The organism is Chitinophaga filiformis (genome assembly GCF_900102545.1).
Classification (GTDB): domain Bacteria; phylum Bacteroidota; class Bacteroidia; order Chitinophagales; family Chitinophagaceae; genus Chitinophaga; species Chitinophaga filiformis.
The window spans coordinates 747,926-766,778 of record NZ_FNBN01000001.1 but is presented as its reverse complement, the minus strand read 5'-3'; the positions used below and the strand labels follow the sequence as shown (position 1 = coordinate 766,778).

Genomic DNA, 18,853 nt, shown 5'->3' with positions numbered 1-18,853 from the left:
GTTCGATAATTGTCCCCTCCAGGCCTCAGCAATAAAGAGCCTTTAGATATATCCGAAGGCTCTTTTGTTTGAGGAATATCGTGGGTTTTTATCTTCAGTACCAATTACTTCGTCCTGGCAAAGTCCTGGTATCTATTCAGTAAAAAGGTTTTCAGTTCAACCAGGTTATCCGTATTAATCAGGTCTACCCCACAATTCAACAGCTCTTTCCAGACTCCGGCATCTTCAGGGGAGGCCCACAATCTTACTTTCTTGCCATTTTGATGTGCTATTTGCACATATCTGCAAAGCGCATCTTTTTCCTTCCTGGATATCGTTTCCCGGCCCTTCCGGCCTACTATCCGATTATATTGACAACTGGCGATGGGGCATAGATCTGCAGGATTTTTTTCCTTCGCCATTTGTATGAGGTTTTCATCAATAAACACATACCTGCAATCCTGGTGCGCTATCGTCCAGACAGGTTTCCTGCCAGTTATTACAACAGTAATAGCACGTTTGTATAGTGTTCCGTTCTCATAAAAGGACAACAGCGGTTTGTAATTCTGTAACAAAAGCGCCAGTGAGCGATAGCTTTTTTCCGGACTACTTTTTATATCTATCATCAGCGTAATAGGCGGATGCGTAAGCCCCATCGTATCATTTTCGAAAAAAGACTTCAACGGATCAAGGTATAATTTGTCGATTGTCCTGGACGGCTGTAAGGAAGGTAAAAAATGCGCCACCACCAGTTGCCCTTTCCTAAGGTATATGTCTGCCTCCATGTAAGTGAATCCATTGTCCAGGGCATCGAACACAGGGCGCTTGTGCCAATAGTCATTATGAGCGTATGCATTCTCAAGGACAGTTACGTGTTGTGATAGGGATATTTGGGGCAAAAGCATTGACATCCACAGCATAAATATGCTGAATGGCCCCATTTTTTTGAATGCAGTCATTGTACGTTGTAGGTTTAATAAATATTACGCAAACTTACCTTTTGAATGAATGGTAATTACCGGTCATTCGTGAAATTATAGTTATGGAAATCTTAAATTAATGTTAGCAGCTATCCTGGGTAGGTCATAAATACCAACGTTAATTGATTGTGTATCCCCAAACATCGTTAAGATAAAACATAGCAATGATATTACATAAGTTATTTTTAAATTGAGTGGCCAGGCGGGGGCCTTGTGTGGGGGATGGCGTTGGCGTCAGCAATTCGAGAGGTTTGAGGGCTTTTTTGTTGTAGAACAAGTAAGCCGAGGCGGTAGCTACGCTTTGAATAAAGCCTCCATGGTTATTTCTTTCTGTATGAGGTTAGCGTAATTGTCATTCTTTTTAGCACCATAGGTAGTGATAAGAGTAAAAAAAAGCGTTTTATGGGTTTTGGTTTTCTGCCGGAAAACCCTTTCCTTTTGTTCTAGTATAGCAGCGTATTTTTTATCTATAACAAATTCAAAACGGGAAAATTTAATTTCACACAGATTGATACAATTATCTTTCCTATCAAAAAGGAGGTCTATTTGGGCTCCATCTTCCTTTTTTTCTGCAGTATGGCGCCATGGAGATACTTCGGTATAAACATCAGCTATTCCTATTGCTTTTTTTATCTGTTGATCGTGTTTAAGACATATACTTTCGAATGCAAGCCCGCTCCAGCTTTTCCATGATGTGCTTTCCGATAGCCTGATCCAGGTGCCTGCTCCGTGTGATTTACTGTTCTCTATGAATTTTATGTAAAAAAGTGAATATTCATCTGTTAGCTTATATATGCTGTCCCGGGAAGTTTTTTCGAAAGGTACATATGGCGTAATAAATCCAGATTCTGACAGTTCCTCTAATAACTGCGTAGTGCCTCCTCCGGATGTCAACGAGCAAACTTCAATTATTTCATTCCTTGTAAGTCCGCCGGGTTTGGCTGCTAAAGCCCTGATCACATCCATGTGATGCACGGCTTCTTCAAATAATGAATGATATAGTATTTTGAATTCATTATGCAACAATCCGCTCTTTTTAAAACACGTTCTATCTAATGCTTGTGCTGTACTCTCTCCTATATTTACTTCTTTAAGATATAAAGGAACGCCACCCATTGCCATGTAAAGCTGCAATAACTGATATTGATCCAGCTTTACTTTTCTACTACTCAGATAGGCCTCCGTCTCACTAAGGTTAAAAGGTAACAGGCGAATCCTTTGTGTTACCCTGTTATGAAGCCCTCCGCGGTTATTAATTACTTTCTGTATCATCCATGAAGCAGCAGACCCACAGATTACCACAACCAGGTTTTCCTGCCGGGAAGCCCACATGTTCCAGAAATTCTCAAATGCCTGCATAAAGCCTGACCTTGGTGTGTGTATCCAAGGAAATTCATCAAAGAATAGCACTCGTTTTTGCTTTTTTATAAGGGGTGCTACGTAACTTTCTAACAGGCTAAAAGCCTGCCTCCAGTTAACCGGGGTTTCAACAGGTAAACTTTTCATTGAGTGTGTAAGGGCCTGAGCGAAATTAGCCAGTTGATCACTCAAGGTCGCATTATGGACGCCTGAAAATTCAAAAATCATCTGCTTCTGGTAAAAGTTCCGGATCAGAAAAGTTTTTCCAATTCTTCGTCTGCCGTATATAGCCACCAACTCAGCCTCATCAGATAATAAAGCTTTTTGTAGTATGGCTTTTTCTTCTTCTCTTCCTATGAGATGTTCCATTGTATATTATTTATATCTCGCCAAAACTGTATAAAAATATATAGTTATGGCGAGATATAAAAATCTATATTCCGCCATAACTTATATAAAAAAATGATTTATGGCCAGATATACAGTAAATTAATAATTTGAATTGAAGGTTTCCAATTTCAAATTGAACCACTCTTTCTTGCAATATATTTATCATAATTTCTCTGGTAGTTCAGCCAAAAATTAGCAGGAATCCTGGTTATACCTTCAAATTGGACAGCCATATCAGGGGTGATGGAACTATGCCCTTTGATGATGGTAATTATAGTTTTTTCAGGCTTCCCTGTACGAAGAGCGAATTCTTTTGGTCCCATATTCATTTCGTCTAGCTTCTCTCTTAAAGTGTTCCCCGGATGTGGTATTGATTGGGGGTAGTACTGATTTTTCCTGTCCATGATTATTTCTCTCTATGATAGTTTACTATTTATTTTACTCTGCAAGCCATCGCTTTACTTGTCCAGTCCAAGCTGCTTTCTCATGTCAACATTAACATGATATAGCTCCTCAATTGAGATAGCTTTCCTTGAGTTTGCATTAATGTCTTTTCCTTCCTGCGTCCAAAGAAAAGGATAAAAGTTAAAGACTTCATCGCCGTTTAACTTTGATACTTCGTTTCGCCAATCTGTCCACCTATTGCCTTCATAAAATTTATCTAAGTCATTATTGAAACAGAAATCCAGGAATTGGGTATAGGTGAGGTCAAGTGGTTCATACTCTAAATTGTCTGGCGAAAAATAATAGACCTTTCCTAAGTCGTCACCCAGTGCGCCACCATTTAGAAGGTAAAAACTATTAAAAAAATGTGGGTTACCTATCCATGTAATCATGCTGTTAGCGGGCTTAGACCTCCACGGAAAAGCTTTCAGAAAAAGAAGGGTCATTGGTTTGCGGCTAGCGTAATCTATCCTTTTTATATCAATAGCGTATCAACAAGGCTTTCATTGGTATACCCTGCAGCGAAAAAGTTATCAATCATGTCGGGTCGACATAGCTGATAGTTATTCTGATCGGCTGAAGAAGGGCGTAAGCATATAGTAGCACAGGACTGGACGTGGAGTTGATCTGGTCTTGATCTCCTGTCATATCATCACGATAAAATTTAAAGAGAAGACGAGGGTAGGCGTGAGCTGGCAATAACAAGCCTGCTTCAGGGACAGGCTGTAGCTATGGATAGAGGTATAATATTCTGTGATACGAGGTATAAGGTATTACTCATCAAAATTCATCCTGCTGGCGGTAAGCGCTTTATTCCCGTTGAATGGTAGACTGATACGCGTGCGCGTAGATAAGGGTGGAAGTCATTAACGGCTGCAATCCTTTTCGCCTGGAGTAAGTCGGTTTAATACGATACTTCAGTATTTGTGGTGCTGCCACGGCAATAATATCAGCAGCCAGGTGTTGCCTGTTGCAGGATGCACCATCTTTGAGCATACCTCTCACCTGCAAAGTGATGACAAGTGTTCCTGCTCCGGGTACATCCAGTGGAATATTTGTTTCCTGGAAAGACGTACCAGGATTTATCATCAGTACGACCGTATCTGTACCAGTAACCTGACCTTTAATAAAATCAATACGCGCTGCGATCACTTTTACTTCCAGCGCAATGAAACCTTTGTATTGAGCGATGGTCTGCGAAGGAATATGCAATATATCATTCCTGAGAAGACTAGGTGCTACAGTAAAGAAACGGTCTGTTCCCGTATGCTGATTAAAACGGAAGCCTGTGAGAGCTGTATGATTGCTCCCAGCTGCGATGAGTGTCTTATTCAGGCGATTGATATGGCCACCGTCACAACGGATATCCAGATCGCAGTAGAAAGCATGACGGATAAGCGCGCCTTTCCTGCTGGCCATACCAAAGCGCCGGGCGGCACGACGGGTGGCATGGGTTTGTCGAACTATTTCGGGCATGCTGCGCAGGAAGTATTCACCATTGCGCTCATAGCCAATGAGATTACCGAGTTTACCGGTAAAAGGAATGATAGATGTTTGTTTTGCCATTTGAGATGATTTTGATGATATATAAAAGTAGGATAACCTGTGGAACGCGTTTCAGGGGTGTATTGAAGGTTATCTAAGACTGAGACGAAGGGGATTGCATAGTATTCAAAAGTGACTCGGGTGGTGTTTGACAACCGTAAATGCCAGTCGGCTGTGGTTTGGAGAATATCGAAAAAAGATATTCTCGGCGTATTAAAATAGGCCCTTGTAGCAATAGGGGTGTGGCGTGGTTGCGATGCTCAATATCTGAACATGGTAATGCAGCATAGTAGAAAAATAAACGTGATGCTTATAATTTATCAATAACATCCTTATACCCCCTCCCAATCGGAATCGGTATTCCTTTTATCTCCACCATTTCGGCTGTATAGGAATCAATCTGATTAACAGAAATAATGAAAGAACGATGGATGCGTTTGAAAATGTGTTCGGGTAGTATATCCTCGATCTCATTAGTACTCATCTTGGATAGATATTCGCTTTTGGTGGTAACGATTTTAATATATTCACGCTGACTTTCGATATACAGTATCTCCGAAAACAGGATCTTGACTTTCCGCTTCTGTACATTCACAAAAATGAAGTCTTTGGCCTCTCCGGTGGTACGGCGCTGTTCCGCTTTTACTTTGTTAACTGCTGTTAGGAATCGTTCGAATTCAAAAGGTTTTAGCAGGTAATCGGTAACATTCAGGTTAAATCCTTCTACAGCATATTGATGATAGGCAGTGGTAACAATTACAGATGGCGGGTTGACAAGTGTTCTGAGAAACGCCATTCCTTTCAGCTTTGGCAGATGGATATCCAGGAAGATGAGATCTGTGGTATTGTGCAGCAGGAACTCGGCGGCAAGGATCGCATCTTTAAATGTTTTTTGTAATTCCAGGAAAGGAACTGCTGAGATATAATCACAGAGCACCTTTGCTGCCAGCGGCTCGTCTTCTATAACAATGCATTTTATTTTAGACATGGCTGTCGAGATTTATTTTCAAGGTAGCTGTAAACGTAAAGTCCCCGGGGCGTACATCAAGGCTGTAATTCGTGTATAGCAATGCTAGCTGGCGGCGTAAATTGGACAGGCCAATATTTTCCTTTACGTTATTATTTTCTGCGGGCTCGCCGGTTGAATTTTCAACAGTAAAGAGTAAAACCCTGTTTTTTACAGAGAGATGAATCGTTACTGATGGGCGGTCCCTGGTTTCTGATACGCCGTGCTTAAAGGCATTTTCTACCAGTGGAATAAGCAGCAGTGGTGGAATGCTCTGTTTCCTGTCTTCCAGATCATGGTTGAAATTAACATGCAGTGATTCGTCGTAACGTAGTTTCTCCAACTCAATATAATCGTCAATAATTTTAATTTCCTGTTCAATGGCCGTGTATGGCGCACTGGTTTCATACAACATGTACCGCAGGATCTTTGATAAGCGGAGAATGGACTCCGGTGCCAGGTCTGACTTATCTCTGGCTAGTGAATAAATATTATTCAGCGTGTTGAATAAAAAGTGAGGGTTGGTCTGGGACCTGAGATAATTTAGTTCTGCCTGCTGACTAGCTATCAGCAATTGCTGCGCTGATTGTTTCAGCTTCAGATAATTGAAAACGTGCCTGATCACTCCGAAGAATAGCAGCGATCCGATGCAGTATCCTATCAGGTCGCCAATCCTTTTGTCTGTGGTAATCGTTTTATCCAGCACCGTAACAATATGCAGTGTTACACCCAGTGCTCTCCAGATAAAAATACCCAGGGAATAAGCAAGGAAATACGGGAGCGCAAGAAGGAATGAATCGAAAAATCTTTTCCAACTCATCTTAGGCCAACTGTATTCAAACAGGCGGTAGTTAATAACTGACACATAACATGCTAACCATACTTCATTAACAGCCCTCGGAAGCAAATCACTGGAGTGTTGTACGACCTCTCCGAACAGGTTCAGTAATAAAAAGGCAGGCACCAGCCAGACGTATAATTCAGCTCGTTTTACGCGGGACAATAGCTTCATACTGAAGTTTGATGAGGTAAATGTCGATAAAATGTTTTTGGTTTCACAATCCGCAGTCGTAATTGACTTAATTCCGCCGTTCGTTGACGATGATCTGTTGTTCGTTGACCATGCATTATTACAATAAACCGGATGCGCTATTCTTGTATTGTCGACAAGCCAAAATTCAAACGTTCACACCCAATATTAATCAAAACATGAACAACTTGTTACAATTCGGAGAAATAGTAGAGGGATATGATATTCCTGTACTAAATGAAAGGGAGATCAGGGCCGCAGCTGGTATCCTGTTCCTGGCCGTCTATACATCATTGATGTTTATTCTCTTTAGCGGCAATTTTATACTGGTGAAATATGTGCTCACCTTCTTCCTGCTTGACTTACTGATCCGTGTGTTGATCAATCCCAGGTTTTCCCCGACAATGATAGCAGGCCGGCTGATAGTCCGTAACCAGGTACCTGAATACGTAGGTGCACCGCAAAAGAGATTCGCCTGGATCATTGGTATTGTCTTATCGGCTACTATGTTCTATTTCTTCATCATCGTTAACGCCTACAGCGTTATTACCGGATCGGTTTGTATGGTTTGCCTTTTATTCCTGTTTTTCGAGGCGGCCTTTGGTATTTGTCTCGGTTGTAAGGTTTACCCATTGTTTAACAGGAAGAAAGTGCAGCATTGCCCGGGAGAAGTTTGTGATGTGAAGTCCAGGCAGGCGATACAGAAAGTGTCTGTAGCACAGTTGACGGTATTGTTGCTATTTATTGCCCTGATCTTCTTTGCATCCGGTCAACTAAATGACTACTACAGCAAGCCTCCGCATGATCTGTTTAAAGCCCCTGCCACCGCTAAAACCAGATAGATATGGTACCGTTATCTATGAGCCGTGAAAGCGGGCTGGAAGATTACTTTTCTGCTTACAGGATGAATATTATCGGCAATCAGCAGCATTTTGAGTCCCCGTTTGGAATCAGGAGGATTATTTATGCCGACTGGACTGCCAGCGGTAGATGCTATGGGCCTATTGAAAATTATATACAGCGGGAGATACTTCCGTTTGTTGGGAATACCCACACGGCAACTACCGTTACGGGAAGTTCGATGTCCAAAGCTTATGAAGGAGCAAAGCACATTATCAAAGAACATGTTAATGCCAGTAACGATGATGTGCTGCTCTTTTGTGGCAGCGGAATGACAGCGGCTGTAAACAAATTGCAACGGATACTGGGAATGAGAGTACCGGAGCGTATTACTACACATGCACTACCCTGTGATGATGCATTGAAGCCTGTTGTTTTTGTGACACATATGGAGCATCATAGTAATCATATCAGCTGGCTGGAAACCATTGCAACAGTGGAGCTCATTCAGATGGGAGAAGATGGAAATGTGGATATGGCACACTTCAGATTCTTGCTGGAACAGTTCAAGGGGCGAAAGCATAAGATTGCAGCTATAACAGCGTGTTCCAACGTTACCGGTATCCGGACGGATTATCATGAAATGGCTAAACTTATACATGCATATGGTGGATTGTGCTTTGTAGACTTTGCCTGCTCGGCTGCTTATTGTGAGATAGATATGCATCCTGATGAAGGTGACGCCTATTTAGATGCCATCTATTTCTCAATGCATAAGTTCCTGGGCGGACCAGGCACTCCGGGGGTATTGATCTTTAACAGACATCTTTATAATAATAAGGTTCCTGATCAACCGGGAGGAGGTACGGTGATATATACCAATCCCTGGGGTGCACGGGAATATGTGGAAGATATCGAACAACGAGAAGACAGCGGCACGCCTCCATTTCTTCAGGGAATAAAAGCAGCGATGTGTGTCCGGCTGAAAGAAGTAATGGGAGTAGGCAGGATGCTGAAGCGGGAAGAGGAATTGTTGTATATTATTTTTTCCAGACTATCTGAGATAAGGCGCGTAAAAGTACTGCAGGCGAATGTAACAAAGCGCTTAGGTGTGATCTCATTTATAGTAACCGGAGCGCATTATAATTTAGTTGTCAGGCTGCTGAATGACAGGTTCGGCATTCAAATGAGAGGTGGATGCTCCTGTGCCGGGACTTATGGGCATATGTTGCTGCATGTTGATAAAGCACAGTCGTATGCTATACGCGAATCAATTCGAGGAGGAGATTTATCCTGTAAGCCTGGATGGGTCAGGCTATCGATACATCCTACCATGACCAATGCCGAGATAAACTTTATACTGGATGCCATTGAGATAACTGTCGCCAATATCCGGGAATGGGAGAAGGATTATTATTATGATGGCAGTTCAAATGAGTATTTCTTTAAAGGGGATGTGGGCTGGGAACAGAAGAAAGTATCAGACTGGTTTGATGCTGGGCGGTGGACGGATTGACTATAGATAGTAGAATCACTCTTCGAAAGCACCTTTTTCGTTAAGCACGCTATAATGGATACTGTCTGTTTTTGTTATTCACTTTTCAATTAAGGATTATATTATCAATGTTAATGTGTGGTAGATCACCATTCTTTGCTACAGCGTATATACATTGCGCAGCTACTTTGTAGCTTTGTAAGGAGTACTTGTAGAATAGTACTGTTTCAATGTTATGTTTTTTTTTCGGTACTACTAACGTGTTAGGGCATATGACTGGCAAATTTATATTTTTGTTTCCCCGAGGTTTTGAGTTTGCCCTATAGGCCTATAAAGTAAAATTCTATTTCTGCATACCCAGTAAGCCTCATTATTACCTTTTAAATATGACCCATAAGTAAATAGTTAAACGCACATGTTTCCCGTAATATTCTATGGTTTTTGTACCAGGAGTTATAACTCGATGCCTGCGTATTCGAACGAAGAAAGTTTATAAGCAGAATAAAAATAATAGATGAATATGAAGCCAAGGTTATTGTTACTAACTGTTGCCCTGTTAACATCAGGAACTTTAAAAGCACAATCGAATACATCACCATTAGCAAGGATCACCCCACCGGCGCCGGAGGCAGCGTCAATCAGCAAATACGGAATATATCCTGTGAGCATGTTCACTGGACTTCCCAATATTAGTATACCGCTGTATAACATTGAGATAGGGGATTATTCTTTGCCAATAAGTCTTGATTACCACTCATCCGGAATTAAGGTTGATGATTTGGCCAGTTGTGTAGGATTGGGCTGGAATATAAATGCAGGAGGGGTCATTACCAGGACAGTAATGGGAGTGCCTGATGAGGATCCTGCCCATGGCAGTTTCAAATTGAAGATAAAACGGGAGGCTGCTATCAATGAAACGGACTATGATACATTTCTTGATGCAATAGAAGATGACGCAGATACTGAACCGGATATCTTCTCTTTTAATTTTGGTAATAAATCCGGAAAATTCATTATCAGCCCCGACAAAGAGATAAGGATGGTGCCTCATAATAATCTCAAGGTGAGATATGACAACGGGCTTTTTGCTATCACTGATGATGACGGTACTATTTATAAGTTTGAGAAGACATCCTATAGTACCTCATCAACTGAGTTTGGTGCTGTAAAATACTATCCAACCACTAGTTGGTATCTTACTACTATCCTACTGGCAAATAAACTAGATTCTATCACTTTTGCATATTCAGGGTTTACTCCAGGAAGAATGGAGACTATTGACTATGAACTTTCGCTTGGTAAGGAGGTTATTAAAGAAATTACAGAGTGCCATGGGGATATTTGTCCTTTTATCTACTGGTACAAGCCAAATTCATTGCCTATGAAAATGGTTACTTACGAGAACTATAGCTTTTGGTATGTGAGTAATATTACATTCCCCAGTGGTAAGGTGGACTTTACTTTAAATGCGACCAGGCAGGATTACGGTCATATACTTGATAAAATGACTGTTACGAATATAAATGGCAATATAATCAAACAGGTGGGATTAACGCATAGTTATTTTTATAATGATCAAGGGTATAATGTATTCGCATTGCCGCAGGATAAATACCGGCTGAAACTAACTGAAGTTAATGAAATTGGAGCGGCAGGCACAGCCCCTTTAAAACACATCTTCCAATACGAAGAGCAATATCAATTACCACCGCGTAAAAATTGTGGGATAGATTTCTGGGGCTATTATAACGGAAAGAATACTAATGAACAGTTGATTCCACTTGATGATAATGGTCGTCAATACACATTTGTGGACAGGAATGGAATGAGTGATATATCAACAATCAGTAAGCCTGCTGACCGCACTTCCAATGAGGATTATATGAAGGCCGGAATGCTAAAAAGGATCTATTATCCAACCGGAGGATATACAGATTTTGACTTTGAAGCTAACAGAATAGCTATAGACAAGGTAGTGGAAAAACCTGGTGCCACTATCTTTGTAGCTGCAAAAAAGGATGATGTAGTAAATGATTCTACACGTTATGCTAAATTTATTTCTCCTATAACGCTGGGCATTTCTTCTCAGACCCCAGCCACGTTGACGTTAAATCTCCCCTTATGGAGTGATATAAAAAAGCCTGAGATTATTTTTCAAAACTTAACAAAAGGTTCGTTTGAACGCTACAGAACCTATCCAGGGGATGCAACATTCAGAACTGTAAATATCGCACTTAATGAAGGCGATGTTTATCTGGTGACCGCCAGTATATTTCCTAATCCCAATGATCCTAATGATGATACTGATGAGGATGTATTGGCTACCGTAAAATGGCCAAGTGGTCAGAATCAGACCATAAGCGTAGTGCAAAAGGGGCCCGGATTGCGAATAAAGAGTATTAAGAATTACACCGCAACCGGTGCCTTAGCGAAACAGGAAGACTATAGGTATGGTACAAATGAATCAGGATTGGGAGAAATAGGGTTCCTTGATTATCTATTTTCGAGAAGGACATATGTGCAGGATTATGTGTATTGCCTTCCGAAAGGAACGCCCGGAGGATCAGAAGGATGGATATCATATTCGTTTCCTGTTAATAGGTTAGAGATACTGAGCCGGCCTATATTCGGTTATTCCGATTTTGGTGGCAGCAGTATTTTTTATCCCGAGGTGACGAAATATGAAGTTGGCAGTGGTCGTGATAATGGAAAGACAGTATATAATTATGATTATGAGCTGGATGATAAAATAGATGCCAATTATCCGGAACCACAGTTGCTGGTTAGTGCAGGATGGAAGAGCGGGAATCTTTTATCGGAAAGAAAATATAAGAGAAAAACTGATGGTACTTACCAGCTGGTAGCGGAATCAGCTAACGAGTATTCATTATATAGTATAGATACGATTTATGGTTTAAAGGTCCGTGCGAAAACAATATTTGTAGGGGATGGTACCTGCCGACCAACGCAGGGAAATCCTCATACAGGATTTGAGCTGAGCCGGGACTTTTTCTACTTCGAATATCCAGTAATGTCAGGGATAAAAAAAATAACAAATACTGTGAATAAAAATTATTCGGAAGATAACACAACTATGTCCGCAGGTATAAGTTATACCTACAACACTTCCAATTTCCTTCCGGCAACGATTACTAGCAAAAACAGCAAAGGTGAGATAGTGAAAGAAGTTAACAAGTATCCTAGCGATAAAGCCTCGATTATGGGGCTGACGGCTGCCGAATCAATAGCCGTTGATACAATGAAAGCAAGAAATATGGTTTCCGCTCTTATTGAAAAGGAACAGTTTATAGGTGATGTATCTGTAGCGTTGGCGCATTTTGAATACAATTTATGGGGTGGCGGAAATGGGTTGGTCGGTTTGAAAAAGAACAAGGTAAGATTAGGTGGGGGAGCTATACAGGATATGTATGAGATATTTGGATATGATGAGCATGGAAATATGCTGGAAAGAGCCACACGTAACGGTGTACATGAAGTGTATTTATGGGGATATAATAAAGCTTATCCGATAGCTCAGGTACTTAATGCCACTTATAGTTCAGTATCGAACCTTGTTAGCAATGCAATTATACAGCATCCTGCGAGTGCTGCTGCGTTGGATACAGAGTTGTCCAAGTTGCGCAATGTGCAATTGCTGCCTGGTGTGGACGTGACCACTTTTACTTATGAGCCATTATTAGGTACAACAAGCATAAAAGATCCTTCAGGCAAGGTTATTTATTATGAATATGATAGTTTTAGCCGTTTAAAAACAGTGCGGAATGCAGATGGCAAGGTATTAAAATTCATCGACTATCAATATCAGCAACCTGTTTCCAAATAAATGGACCGACAGACGATGTCCTTTCAATGGTATCAGACATTTTCAAAGGTTTAATAGAGACCCTGTATGAAATTTTTAAGATATACTATTACATTATATTTAGTAACGGGATGCGTTATTACTTCGTTTAAAGTTAAGGCACAGAATAATTATCCCAACGGATCTGTGCGTCAGAATGCTACACCTGTACCGTTACCGCCAGTTCCCGGTAATAACTCGATAAACTATATACGTGTATGGGAGCCAGATATGCCAATCACTGATACAGTATCTGTAATTGCTGCTTCGAGAACTATCAGGGAGGTGAAACAATCTACAGAATATTACGATGGTTTAGGTCGTTTGCAACAAACGGTCGCAAAAGGAATTAGCGCCCTGGGAAGAGATATGGTCGTGCCTGTTGTGTATGACTCCTTTGGACGAGAACAGTATAAATATATGGCTTATACGCAAAAAAACGGTAACGTCAATGATGGTAAATTTAAATCGGATCCTTTTAACGCGCAGAAAGCATTCTATCAGGATACGATTCTTAATCCAGGTATGGCGAATGAAAGCATTTTTTACCGTAAAGTAGAATATGAGGCATCATCGTTGGGAAGAATATTAAAAACATATTCACCTGGCAATAGCTGGAGTAACCATCCTGCTGAAAATAAATATCAGTTGAATATTGCAGGTGATTCAGTGCGTATCTGGAACCTTGGTAGTGGTATTCCTACAAGTAATAATACTTATGCAGAAGGAGAACTATTTAAGGAGGTGCTAATTAATGAGCAAGGTAACCAGATCATTGTGTATAAGGATAAGGAGGGCCGCATAATTCTTAAAAAAGTTCAACAATCCCCCAATGCGACGGCGCATGCAGGATGGCTATGCACTTATTACGTATATGATAATGTCGGAAACCTTTGTTTTGTAATTCCTCCCTTGGCTACGGAATATGCAATGCGCAACAGCTGGAATGTAAGTACAGTCGCCAAAGAATTATGTTACCGGTATCAATATGATGATCGTAATAGGCAAATAGTTGAAGAAAGACCTGGTACTGGCCGTGTATTCAAGGTGTATGATCTACGGGACAGACTTGCTTTTACGCAGGATTCTGTACAGCGGCTCAAATCTCCTATGGAGTGGTACGCGGTTTTTTACGATGCAAGAAACCGGTCTGTGATGACGGCTATTTATAAAAGTACCACAACAAGAGAAGTTTTGCAAGCAAATATTAATACTGCATCTGCTTCTACATCAATTTCTTATCAGTCGCCTTTGCAGTCAGATCTTGCTTTGTATTATGATGACGGTAGTCCGCTATATACAGCATCTAACAGCGTCAGCGTTATGAATGGCTTTGACTCGCAAAATAATGCGGAGTTTACAATAGAAATAGATGCAGATGGTGCAGGCAGCACTTCTTTCATGAACGCCAGTTATGCATTGCCGGGTATTTCAATGACTTCATTGACGCCGCTGATATATATGTACTATGATGACTACAATTATCCCGGGAAATTGAACTTAAAAAACGATGATTTTGCTAAGCTGTTTTCGGCAGATACGCTTTACCCGGAAGCTTTCTCCGGCACCTATAGTATGTTGACGAATGGTCTTCCTACAGGCATGAAGGTGCGGGTATTGGGAACTGACAAATGGCTTACCACAACGACTTACTATAATGATAAGGGTCGGCCAATACAGGTAGTAGCTGACAATAGTGTTGGTGGAAAGGATATATATACATCGCTTTATAGTTTTAAAGGTTTAATGCTGGCAAGTTATATGCGCCATCAGAATCCCAAAAGCATTACGCCGGAAATAACAATACTGACGAGTATGACCTATGACCATGCAGGGCGGCTAACCGGTATTAAAAAACGGTTAAATGATGATGCGCGATTTGAGCGGATTATTGCCTCTTATGTTTACGATGAACTGGGGCAGGTCGGCAAAAAAAGGCTGGGAGTTACAAGCGGAGGCGGCGCATTGGATTCATTAGTGTATACTTATAACATTCGCGGTTGGCTGAATAGTATCAATAGAAACTTTGTATTAACAAATAGTAGTGCCAGTAATTGGTTTGGTGAAGAGTTAAGTTATGATTATGGATTTGTTACCAATTATTTCAATGGTAATATAGCCGGAAGTAAGTGGAAAAGCCGATCGGATGGTATTCCTCGCGCATACGGGTATAGTTATGATAAAGCAAGCCGGCTGACTACAGCAGATTTTTCTCAGCAGAATGTTGCCAATGCTGCGTGGACCCGTGATAAGATGGACTTCTCGGTAAGTAATCTCACATATGATGCAAATGGAGGAATCAGTACCATGAAACAACAAGGGATGAATGGAACGGCTATCGAATCAATGGATAATCTGACTTACAATTATTTTAGCAATACCAATAGGCTGCGAACGGTGGCGGATGGAAATACAAAATCTACGACAGCCTTGGGTGATTTTGTCAATGGAACGAATACAGGTGATGATTATTCGTATGATGGGAATGGTAATATAACATCGGATTTGAATAAAAATATCACCTCTATCTCATATAATCATTTAAATCTTCCCACTGTTATTACAGTAGCAGGTAAAGGAAACATAAGTTACCAGTACGATGCGCTGGGAAATAAACTGAATAAGACTGTAGTTGATAATAGCAGCGGAACTGCCAAAACTCTAGTGACAGATTATTCGGGCGGGTTCATATACAAACAGGATAGTCTGGAGTTAGTTGGTCATGAGGAGGGCCGAATACGACCGTTATATATGACAGGAAAACCCATAAGTTATGCTTTTGACTATTTTGAGAAAGATCATCTTGGCAGTACCCGTATGATATTAACAGATCAACCGGATTCCAGTGCTTATGCTGCTAGTATGGAAAGTGCGGCGGCGACGTCGGAGGTAGCCATATTTAGCAATATTGAGGAGACCCGTACGGATAAGCCTGTTGGTTATCCAAAAAGTAAAACGGTGGAACAAAATGAATATGTGGCCAAGTTGAATGCAAAAGTTGGTGGTCGAAAGATAGGTCCTTCACTCGTATTGAGAGTGATGGCGGGTGACACGGTGCAAATCAGTTCTGATGGTTTTTACAAAACACAAGGGCCAGATAAAAGTACAAACCAAGTGCCAGTTGAGGATATTGTGATTGGGCTTATCCAATCATTTGGAGGAAGCCGTGCCACAGAAGGGACACATAATGTAGTTGGCTTAGGTAATGCTGACTTCAGTACGGGATTTTATAATAATGAATATCAAAGGTTGAAAAAGCGGGACACCGATGGGGGCGCTTCGGGCCGGCCCAGAGCGTATCTTAATTTTGTATTGTTTGATGATCAGTTCCGTATGGTGGAGCAGAATAGCGGCGTGAGACAGATGAAGGCTGAACCGGATGAACTGCAAAAATTGGTAGTGGATAGAATGGTTATGGAAAAAAGCGGATTCTTTTACGTATATACAGGCAATGAAACAGAGCAAGATGTCTATTTCGATAACCTTCAGGTGTTACTTATAAGTGGACCTGTATTGGAGGAAACTCATTACTACCCATTTGGTCTTACTATGGAGGCGATATCTTCCAATGCGCTAAAAGGGCAAAAATATGCGGAGAATAGGTTGAAGTTTAATGGAATTGAGTCGAACAAGGATCTGGGACTGAATCAGTATGATGCGTTCTTCAGAAATTATGATCCTCAGATAGGACGATGGTGGCAGCCTGACCCTAAACCCGTCGAAGGTTTGAGTTTATACGCCGGTATGTATGATAATCCAGTGTTGATCAGTGATCTGCTAGGTGATACTGGGATAATCGGGACTAGGACATTGCCAGTTGTTGAGGTGAGAACCAGGAAGTACGACAGAGCAACGCTTATAAATAATCTTATTAATGAATGGGCACAAATAACCGGATTGAATTTAACACTGAAAGATGGTGTACTGGTAAATGGAGGTATCAGAACCAATAAAGGGATAAGCATGACAGCCCGTAATGAAGTATTGAATCTGATTAATTCCAAAGGGAAAGTTTATATTGATTTTCGTAATTTGCCATCACAGACAATTGCGAAGGATTGGAGAGTTATAACAAAAGGTGATGAAGATGAGATAGTAATAAATCCTGCAGACATGGAGAATCAACAGAACGGCACTTCTTCAGATCTTAACCCGATGACGTTTGCTACAGGTATGACTGTATTGCATGAGTTGGGACATACGTTCCTTCATAATAACTTTGAGCATTCCTATACGACAATAACATCCTTTGGTGTGATTGATGAGGTTGATGAAAGAATGAACCAAATAAGAAACGAAATGGGAAAATCCTGGGGCCAGAGAACATCTTATACTACTTTGGAAATTGGAATGAATAATTACATACCAATGAGTAAAAGTGCTCTTTTGTTATTACAGAAAGCACTACCCCATATCAGGGCCGCAAGTAGTAGCAGATCGGAAATGACATCGGCAAAAGAGATGGGGAGTTTTGTGTTGCCCACGAGAGGAGTAATTACGACACCTAAATAGCCACCTGATCAATAAAGTTAATAAACACAAACATGATAAAATATCTGTCACTAATAGTATTACTGTCGCTTTTACAACCTGAGCTTAGCGGTGTTTATACGCGGCATAAGCAGCTCTGTTCTGGTAGTCAAGTTTTGGATGTTACGTGGACATTGACTTTAAAAAAGGACTCGAATTTCGTTTACACCATAAAGGAAATTGACACCCGGGCAGCGGTGAAAGAATCCGTTAGTGAAACTAAGGGAAAATGGACGACAGTAAACGATACCTTAAAACTGCTGTTTCCTGTTTCAGATACTCTTTCGTTTGCTGTGATGGGAAAAAGATTACTGGCTATTGGAGGCAAGCCTATTGATAGAAACGGGTTTATAATAATGCTCGATGGCCTTGAAACGAAGTAGATATTTATTACAGCAGCCTTAGGGCGAAATTGATCAGGGTGCCTTTCCTTAAAAAGTAAGAAAGGCACCCTCTTTACTTTATTTTTCTTGAAATATCGTTGTATAGTTAGCCGGTACCCACTCATACTGTTTACCAACCGCTTTTACATGCCCGATTCCCGGGAAGGAAAGATGCGAAGTCGCAATCCAGTAGCCGCTCTTAGCCGCTTCATTGAAGGCCTTGCGACGTGCAGCAGCTGCGGCAGACAGGTCTACATCAAAATCAATCGTTACCAAAGGATCGGTGAACTGAACAGCTCCTGCGTGTATCACATCTCCCCAGAAAACAAGCTTTTGTCCTTTGCTTTCTATCAGGTACAAACTATGACCTGGCGTATGGCCTGTAGCAGTGGCAGATGAGATGCCTGGGAACAATTGTGTACCCGGATCGAAGGTCTTTACTTTACCTGCTTTCTGATAAGGCATGATCGCAGCCTGCGCCGGATCGAAGAAAGGCTGCGCTCTTTTATTAGCTTTTTCCTTGTTGCCGGTAGTTAACCAGAACTCTGCTTCTTTTCTGTTGATATAAATGGTTGCGTTGGGGAATACCATTTTATCACCTTCTATAAGACCGCCTACGTGATCAGTGTGCAGGTGTGTTAGCAGTACAGCGTCGATATCTTCAGGATGAAAACCTGCTTCGATTAAATGCTTTTTTAATTTACCCAGGGTAGGTCCGAAGAAGGTACCACAGCCTGCGTCAATCAGGATCTGCTGATCGTTTGCCAGAATAAGGAAACCGGTGATAGAGGTCTCGGCGATGGTATCAAGAAAGTTGTGTTGCAGTAAGTCCTGTATTTCTCCGGGCCTGGTCTCATGCAGGAGTGTTTTAAGATTTAAAGGGATGGTGCCGTCAGAAAGAGCGATCACCTGGTAATCGCCAAGCTGCATCCGGTAAAAGCCTGGCTGCTCAGGAAGTTGAGTACTTGTTGTCTGGGCCTTGGCTGTAAACATTACAGTCAAGGATAGTA

Annotated in this window: 13 protein-coding genes; 5 read left to right on the top strand and 8 right to left on the bottom strand. The window is 41.3% G+C overall.

Going from position 1 to position 18,853, the window contains the following annotated elements:
• Window positions 1-104: 104 nt before the first annotated feature.
• The 7 genes from BLR32_RS03155 to BLR32_RS03125 all read right to left on the bottom strand — a co-directional run bounded on the left by BLR32_RS03155 (window position 105) and on the right by BLR32_RS03125 (window position 6,715).
• Window positions 105-938, bottom strand: a complete 834-nt coding sequence (locus BLR32_RS03155; RefSeq protein ID WP_089828781.1) for a phosphatidylinositol-specific phospholipase C/glycerophosphodiester phosphodiesterase family protein — start codon at window positions 936-938, stop codon at window positions 105-107.
• 315 nt (window positions 939-1,253) lie between these two features.
• On the bottom strand, window positions 1,254-2,687 hold the full coding sequence (locus BLR32_RS03150) for an AAA family ATPase (RefSeq protein WP_089828780.1): 1,434 nt from the start codon (window positions 2,685-2,687) through the stop codon (window positions 1,254-1,256).
• A gap of 149 nt (window positions 2,688-2,836) precedes the next feature.
• Entirely contained in the window at window positions 2,837-3,112 is a 276-nt protein-coding gene (locus BLR32_RS03145) for a HigA family addiction module antitoxin (RefSeq protein ID WP_089828779.1), read from the bottom strand.
• 54 nt (window positions 3,113-3,166) lie between these two features.
• A complete protein-coding gene (locus tag BLR32_RS03140) occupies window positions 3,167-3,544 on the bottom strand; it encodes a DUF2625 family protein (protein WP_218124144.1) in 378 nt (125 codons plus the stop codon).
• A gap of 418 nt (window positions 3,545-3,962) precedes the next feature.
• Window positions 3,963-4,718 (bottom strand): hypothetical protein, encoded by a 756-nt coding sequence (locus BLR32_RS03135; RefSeq protein ID WP_089828777.1) that lies wholly within the window; start codon window positions 4,716-4,718, stop codon window positions 3,963-3,965.
• Between the two features lie 289 nt (window positions 4,719-5,007).
• Entirely contained in the window at window positions 5,008-5,685 is a 678-nt protein-coding gene (locus tag BLR32_RS03130; protein ID WP_089828776.1) for a LytR/AlgR family response regulator transcription factor, read from the bottom strand.
• Complete coding sequence (locus BLR32_RS03125; RefSeq protein ID WP_089828775.1) at window positions 5,678-6,715, bottom strand: sensor histidine kinase; 1,038 nt, start codon at window positions 6,713-6,715, stop codon at window positions 5,678-5,680. The genes BLR32_RS03130 and BLR32_RS03125 overlap by 8 nt, the downstream gene beginning before the upstream one ends.
• Window positions 6,716-6,912: 197 nt before the next feature.
• Between BLR32_RS03125 and BLR32_RS03120 the strand changes: the two genes are divergently transcribed.
• From BLR32_RS03120 to BLR32_RS03100, 5 genes are all read left to right on the top strand, one after another.
• On the top strand, window positions 6,913-7,575 hold the full coding sequence (locus BLR32_RS03120; protein ID WP_089828774.1) for a DUF4395 domain-containing protein: 663 nt from the start codon (window positions 6,913-6,915) through the stop codon (window positions 7,573-7,575).
• Window positions 7,576-7,577: 2 nt separating this feature from the next.
• Window positions 7,578-9,089, top strand: a complete 1,512-nt coding sequence (locus BLR32_RS03115) for an aminotransferase class V-fold PLP-dependent enzyme (RefSeq protein ID WP_218124143.1) — start codon at window positions 7,578-7,580, stop codon at window positions 9,087-9,089.
• Window positions 9,090-9,588: 499 nt separating this feature from the next.
• On the top strand, window positions 9,589-12,912 hold the full coding sequence (locus BLR32_RS03110) for an RHS repeat domain-containing protein (protein ID WP_176842148.1): 3,324 nt from the start codon (window positions 9,589-9,591) through the stop codon (window positions 12,910-12,912).
• Between the two features lie 66 nt (window positions 12,913-12,978).
• Entirely contained in the window at window positions 12,979-17,442 is a 4,464-nt protein-coding gene (locus BLR32_RS03105) for a DUF6443 domain-containing protein (RefSeq protein ID WP_089828772.1), read from the top strand.
• A 32-nt stretch (window positions 17,443-17,474) separates the two neighbouring features.
• A complete protein-coding gene (locus BLR32_RS03100) occupies window positions 17,475-17,843 on the top strand; it encodes a hypothetical protein (RefSeq protein ID WP_089828771.1) in 369 nt (122 codons plus the stop codon).
• 78 nt (window positions 17,844-17,921) lie between these two features.
• Here the strand turns inward: BLR32_RS03100 and BLR32_RS03095 are convergent, their stop codons facing one another.
• Window positions 17,922-18,836 carry an MBL fold metallo-hydrolase gene (locus BLR32_RS03095; protein WP_245705339.1) on the bottom strand — a complete coding sequence of 305 codons (915 nt, stop codon included), beginning with the start codon at window positions 18,834-18,836 and terminating at the stop codon, window positions 17,922-17,924.
• Window positions 18,837-18,853: the final 17 nt, after the last annotated feature.

What these genes read in the sequence shown, in the direction of transcription:
- BLR32_RS03100 (WP_089828771.1), top strand. Translation starts at nt 17,475, where the DNA reads ATGATAAAATATCTGTCACTAATAGTATTACTGTCGCTTTTACAACCT.
- BLR32_RS03105 (WP_089828772.1), top strand. Translation starts at nt 12,979, where the DNA reads ATGAAATTTTTAAGATATACTATTACATTATATTTAGTAACGGGATGC.
- BLR32_RS03150 (WP_089828780.1), bottom strand. Translation starts at nt 2,687, where the DNA reads ATGGAACATCTCATAGGAAGAGAAGAAGAAAAAGCCATACTACAAAAA.
- BLR32_RS03125 (WP_089828775.1), bottom strand. Translation starts at nt 6,715, where the DNA reads ATGAAGCTATTGTCCCGCGTAAAACGAGCTGAATTATACGTCTGGCTG.
- BLR32_RS03135 (WP_089828777.1), bottom strand. Translation starts at nt 4,718, where the DNA reads ATGGCAAAACAAACATCTATCATTCCTTTTACCGGTAAACTCGGTAAT.
- BLR32_RS03130 (WP_089828776.1), bottom strand. Translation starts at nt 5,685, where the DNA reads ATGTCTAAAATAAAATGCATTGTTATAGAAGACGAGCCGCTGGCAGCA.
- BLR32_RS03115 (WP_218124143.1), top strand. Translation starts at nt 7,578, where the DNA reads ATGGTACCGTTATCTATGAGCCGTGAAAGCGGGCTGGAAGATTACTTT.
- BLR32_RS03155 (WP_089828781.1), bottom strand. Translation starts at nt 938, where the DNA reads ATGACTGCATTCAAAAAAATGGGGCCATTCAGCATATTTATGCTGTGG.
- BLR32_RS03140 (WP_218124144.1), bottom strand. Translation starts at nt 3,544, where the DNA reads ATGATTACATGGATAGGTAACCCACATTTTTTTAATAGTTTTTACCTT.
- BLR32_RS03145 (WP_089828779.1), bottom strand. Translation starts at nt 3,112, where the DNA reads ATGGACAGGAAAAATCAGTACTACCCCCAATCAATACCACATCCGGGG.
- BLR32_RS03095 (WP_245705339.1), bottom strand. Translation starts at nt 18,836, where the DNA reads ATGTTTACAGCCAAGGCCCAGACAACAAGTACTCAACTTCCTGAGCAG.
- BLR32_RS03110 (WP_176842148.1), top strand. Translation starts at nt 9,589, where the DNA reads ATGAAGCCAAGGTTATTGTTACTAACTGTTGCCCTGTTAACATCAGGA.
- BLR32_RS03120 (WP_089828774.1), top strand. Translation starts at nt 6,913, where the DNA reads ATGAACAACTTGTTACAATTCGGAGAAATAGTAGAGGGATATGATATT.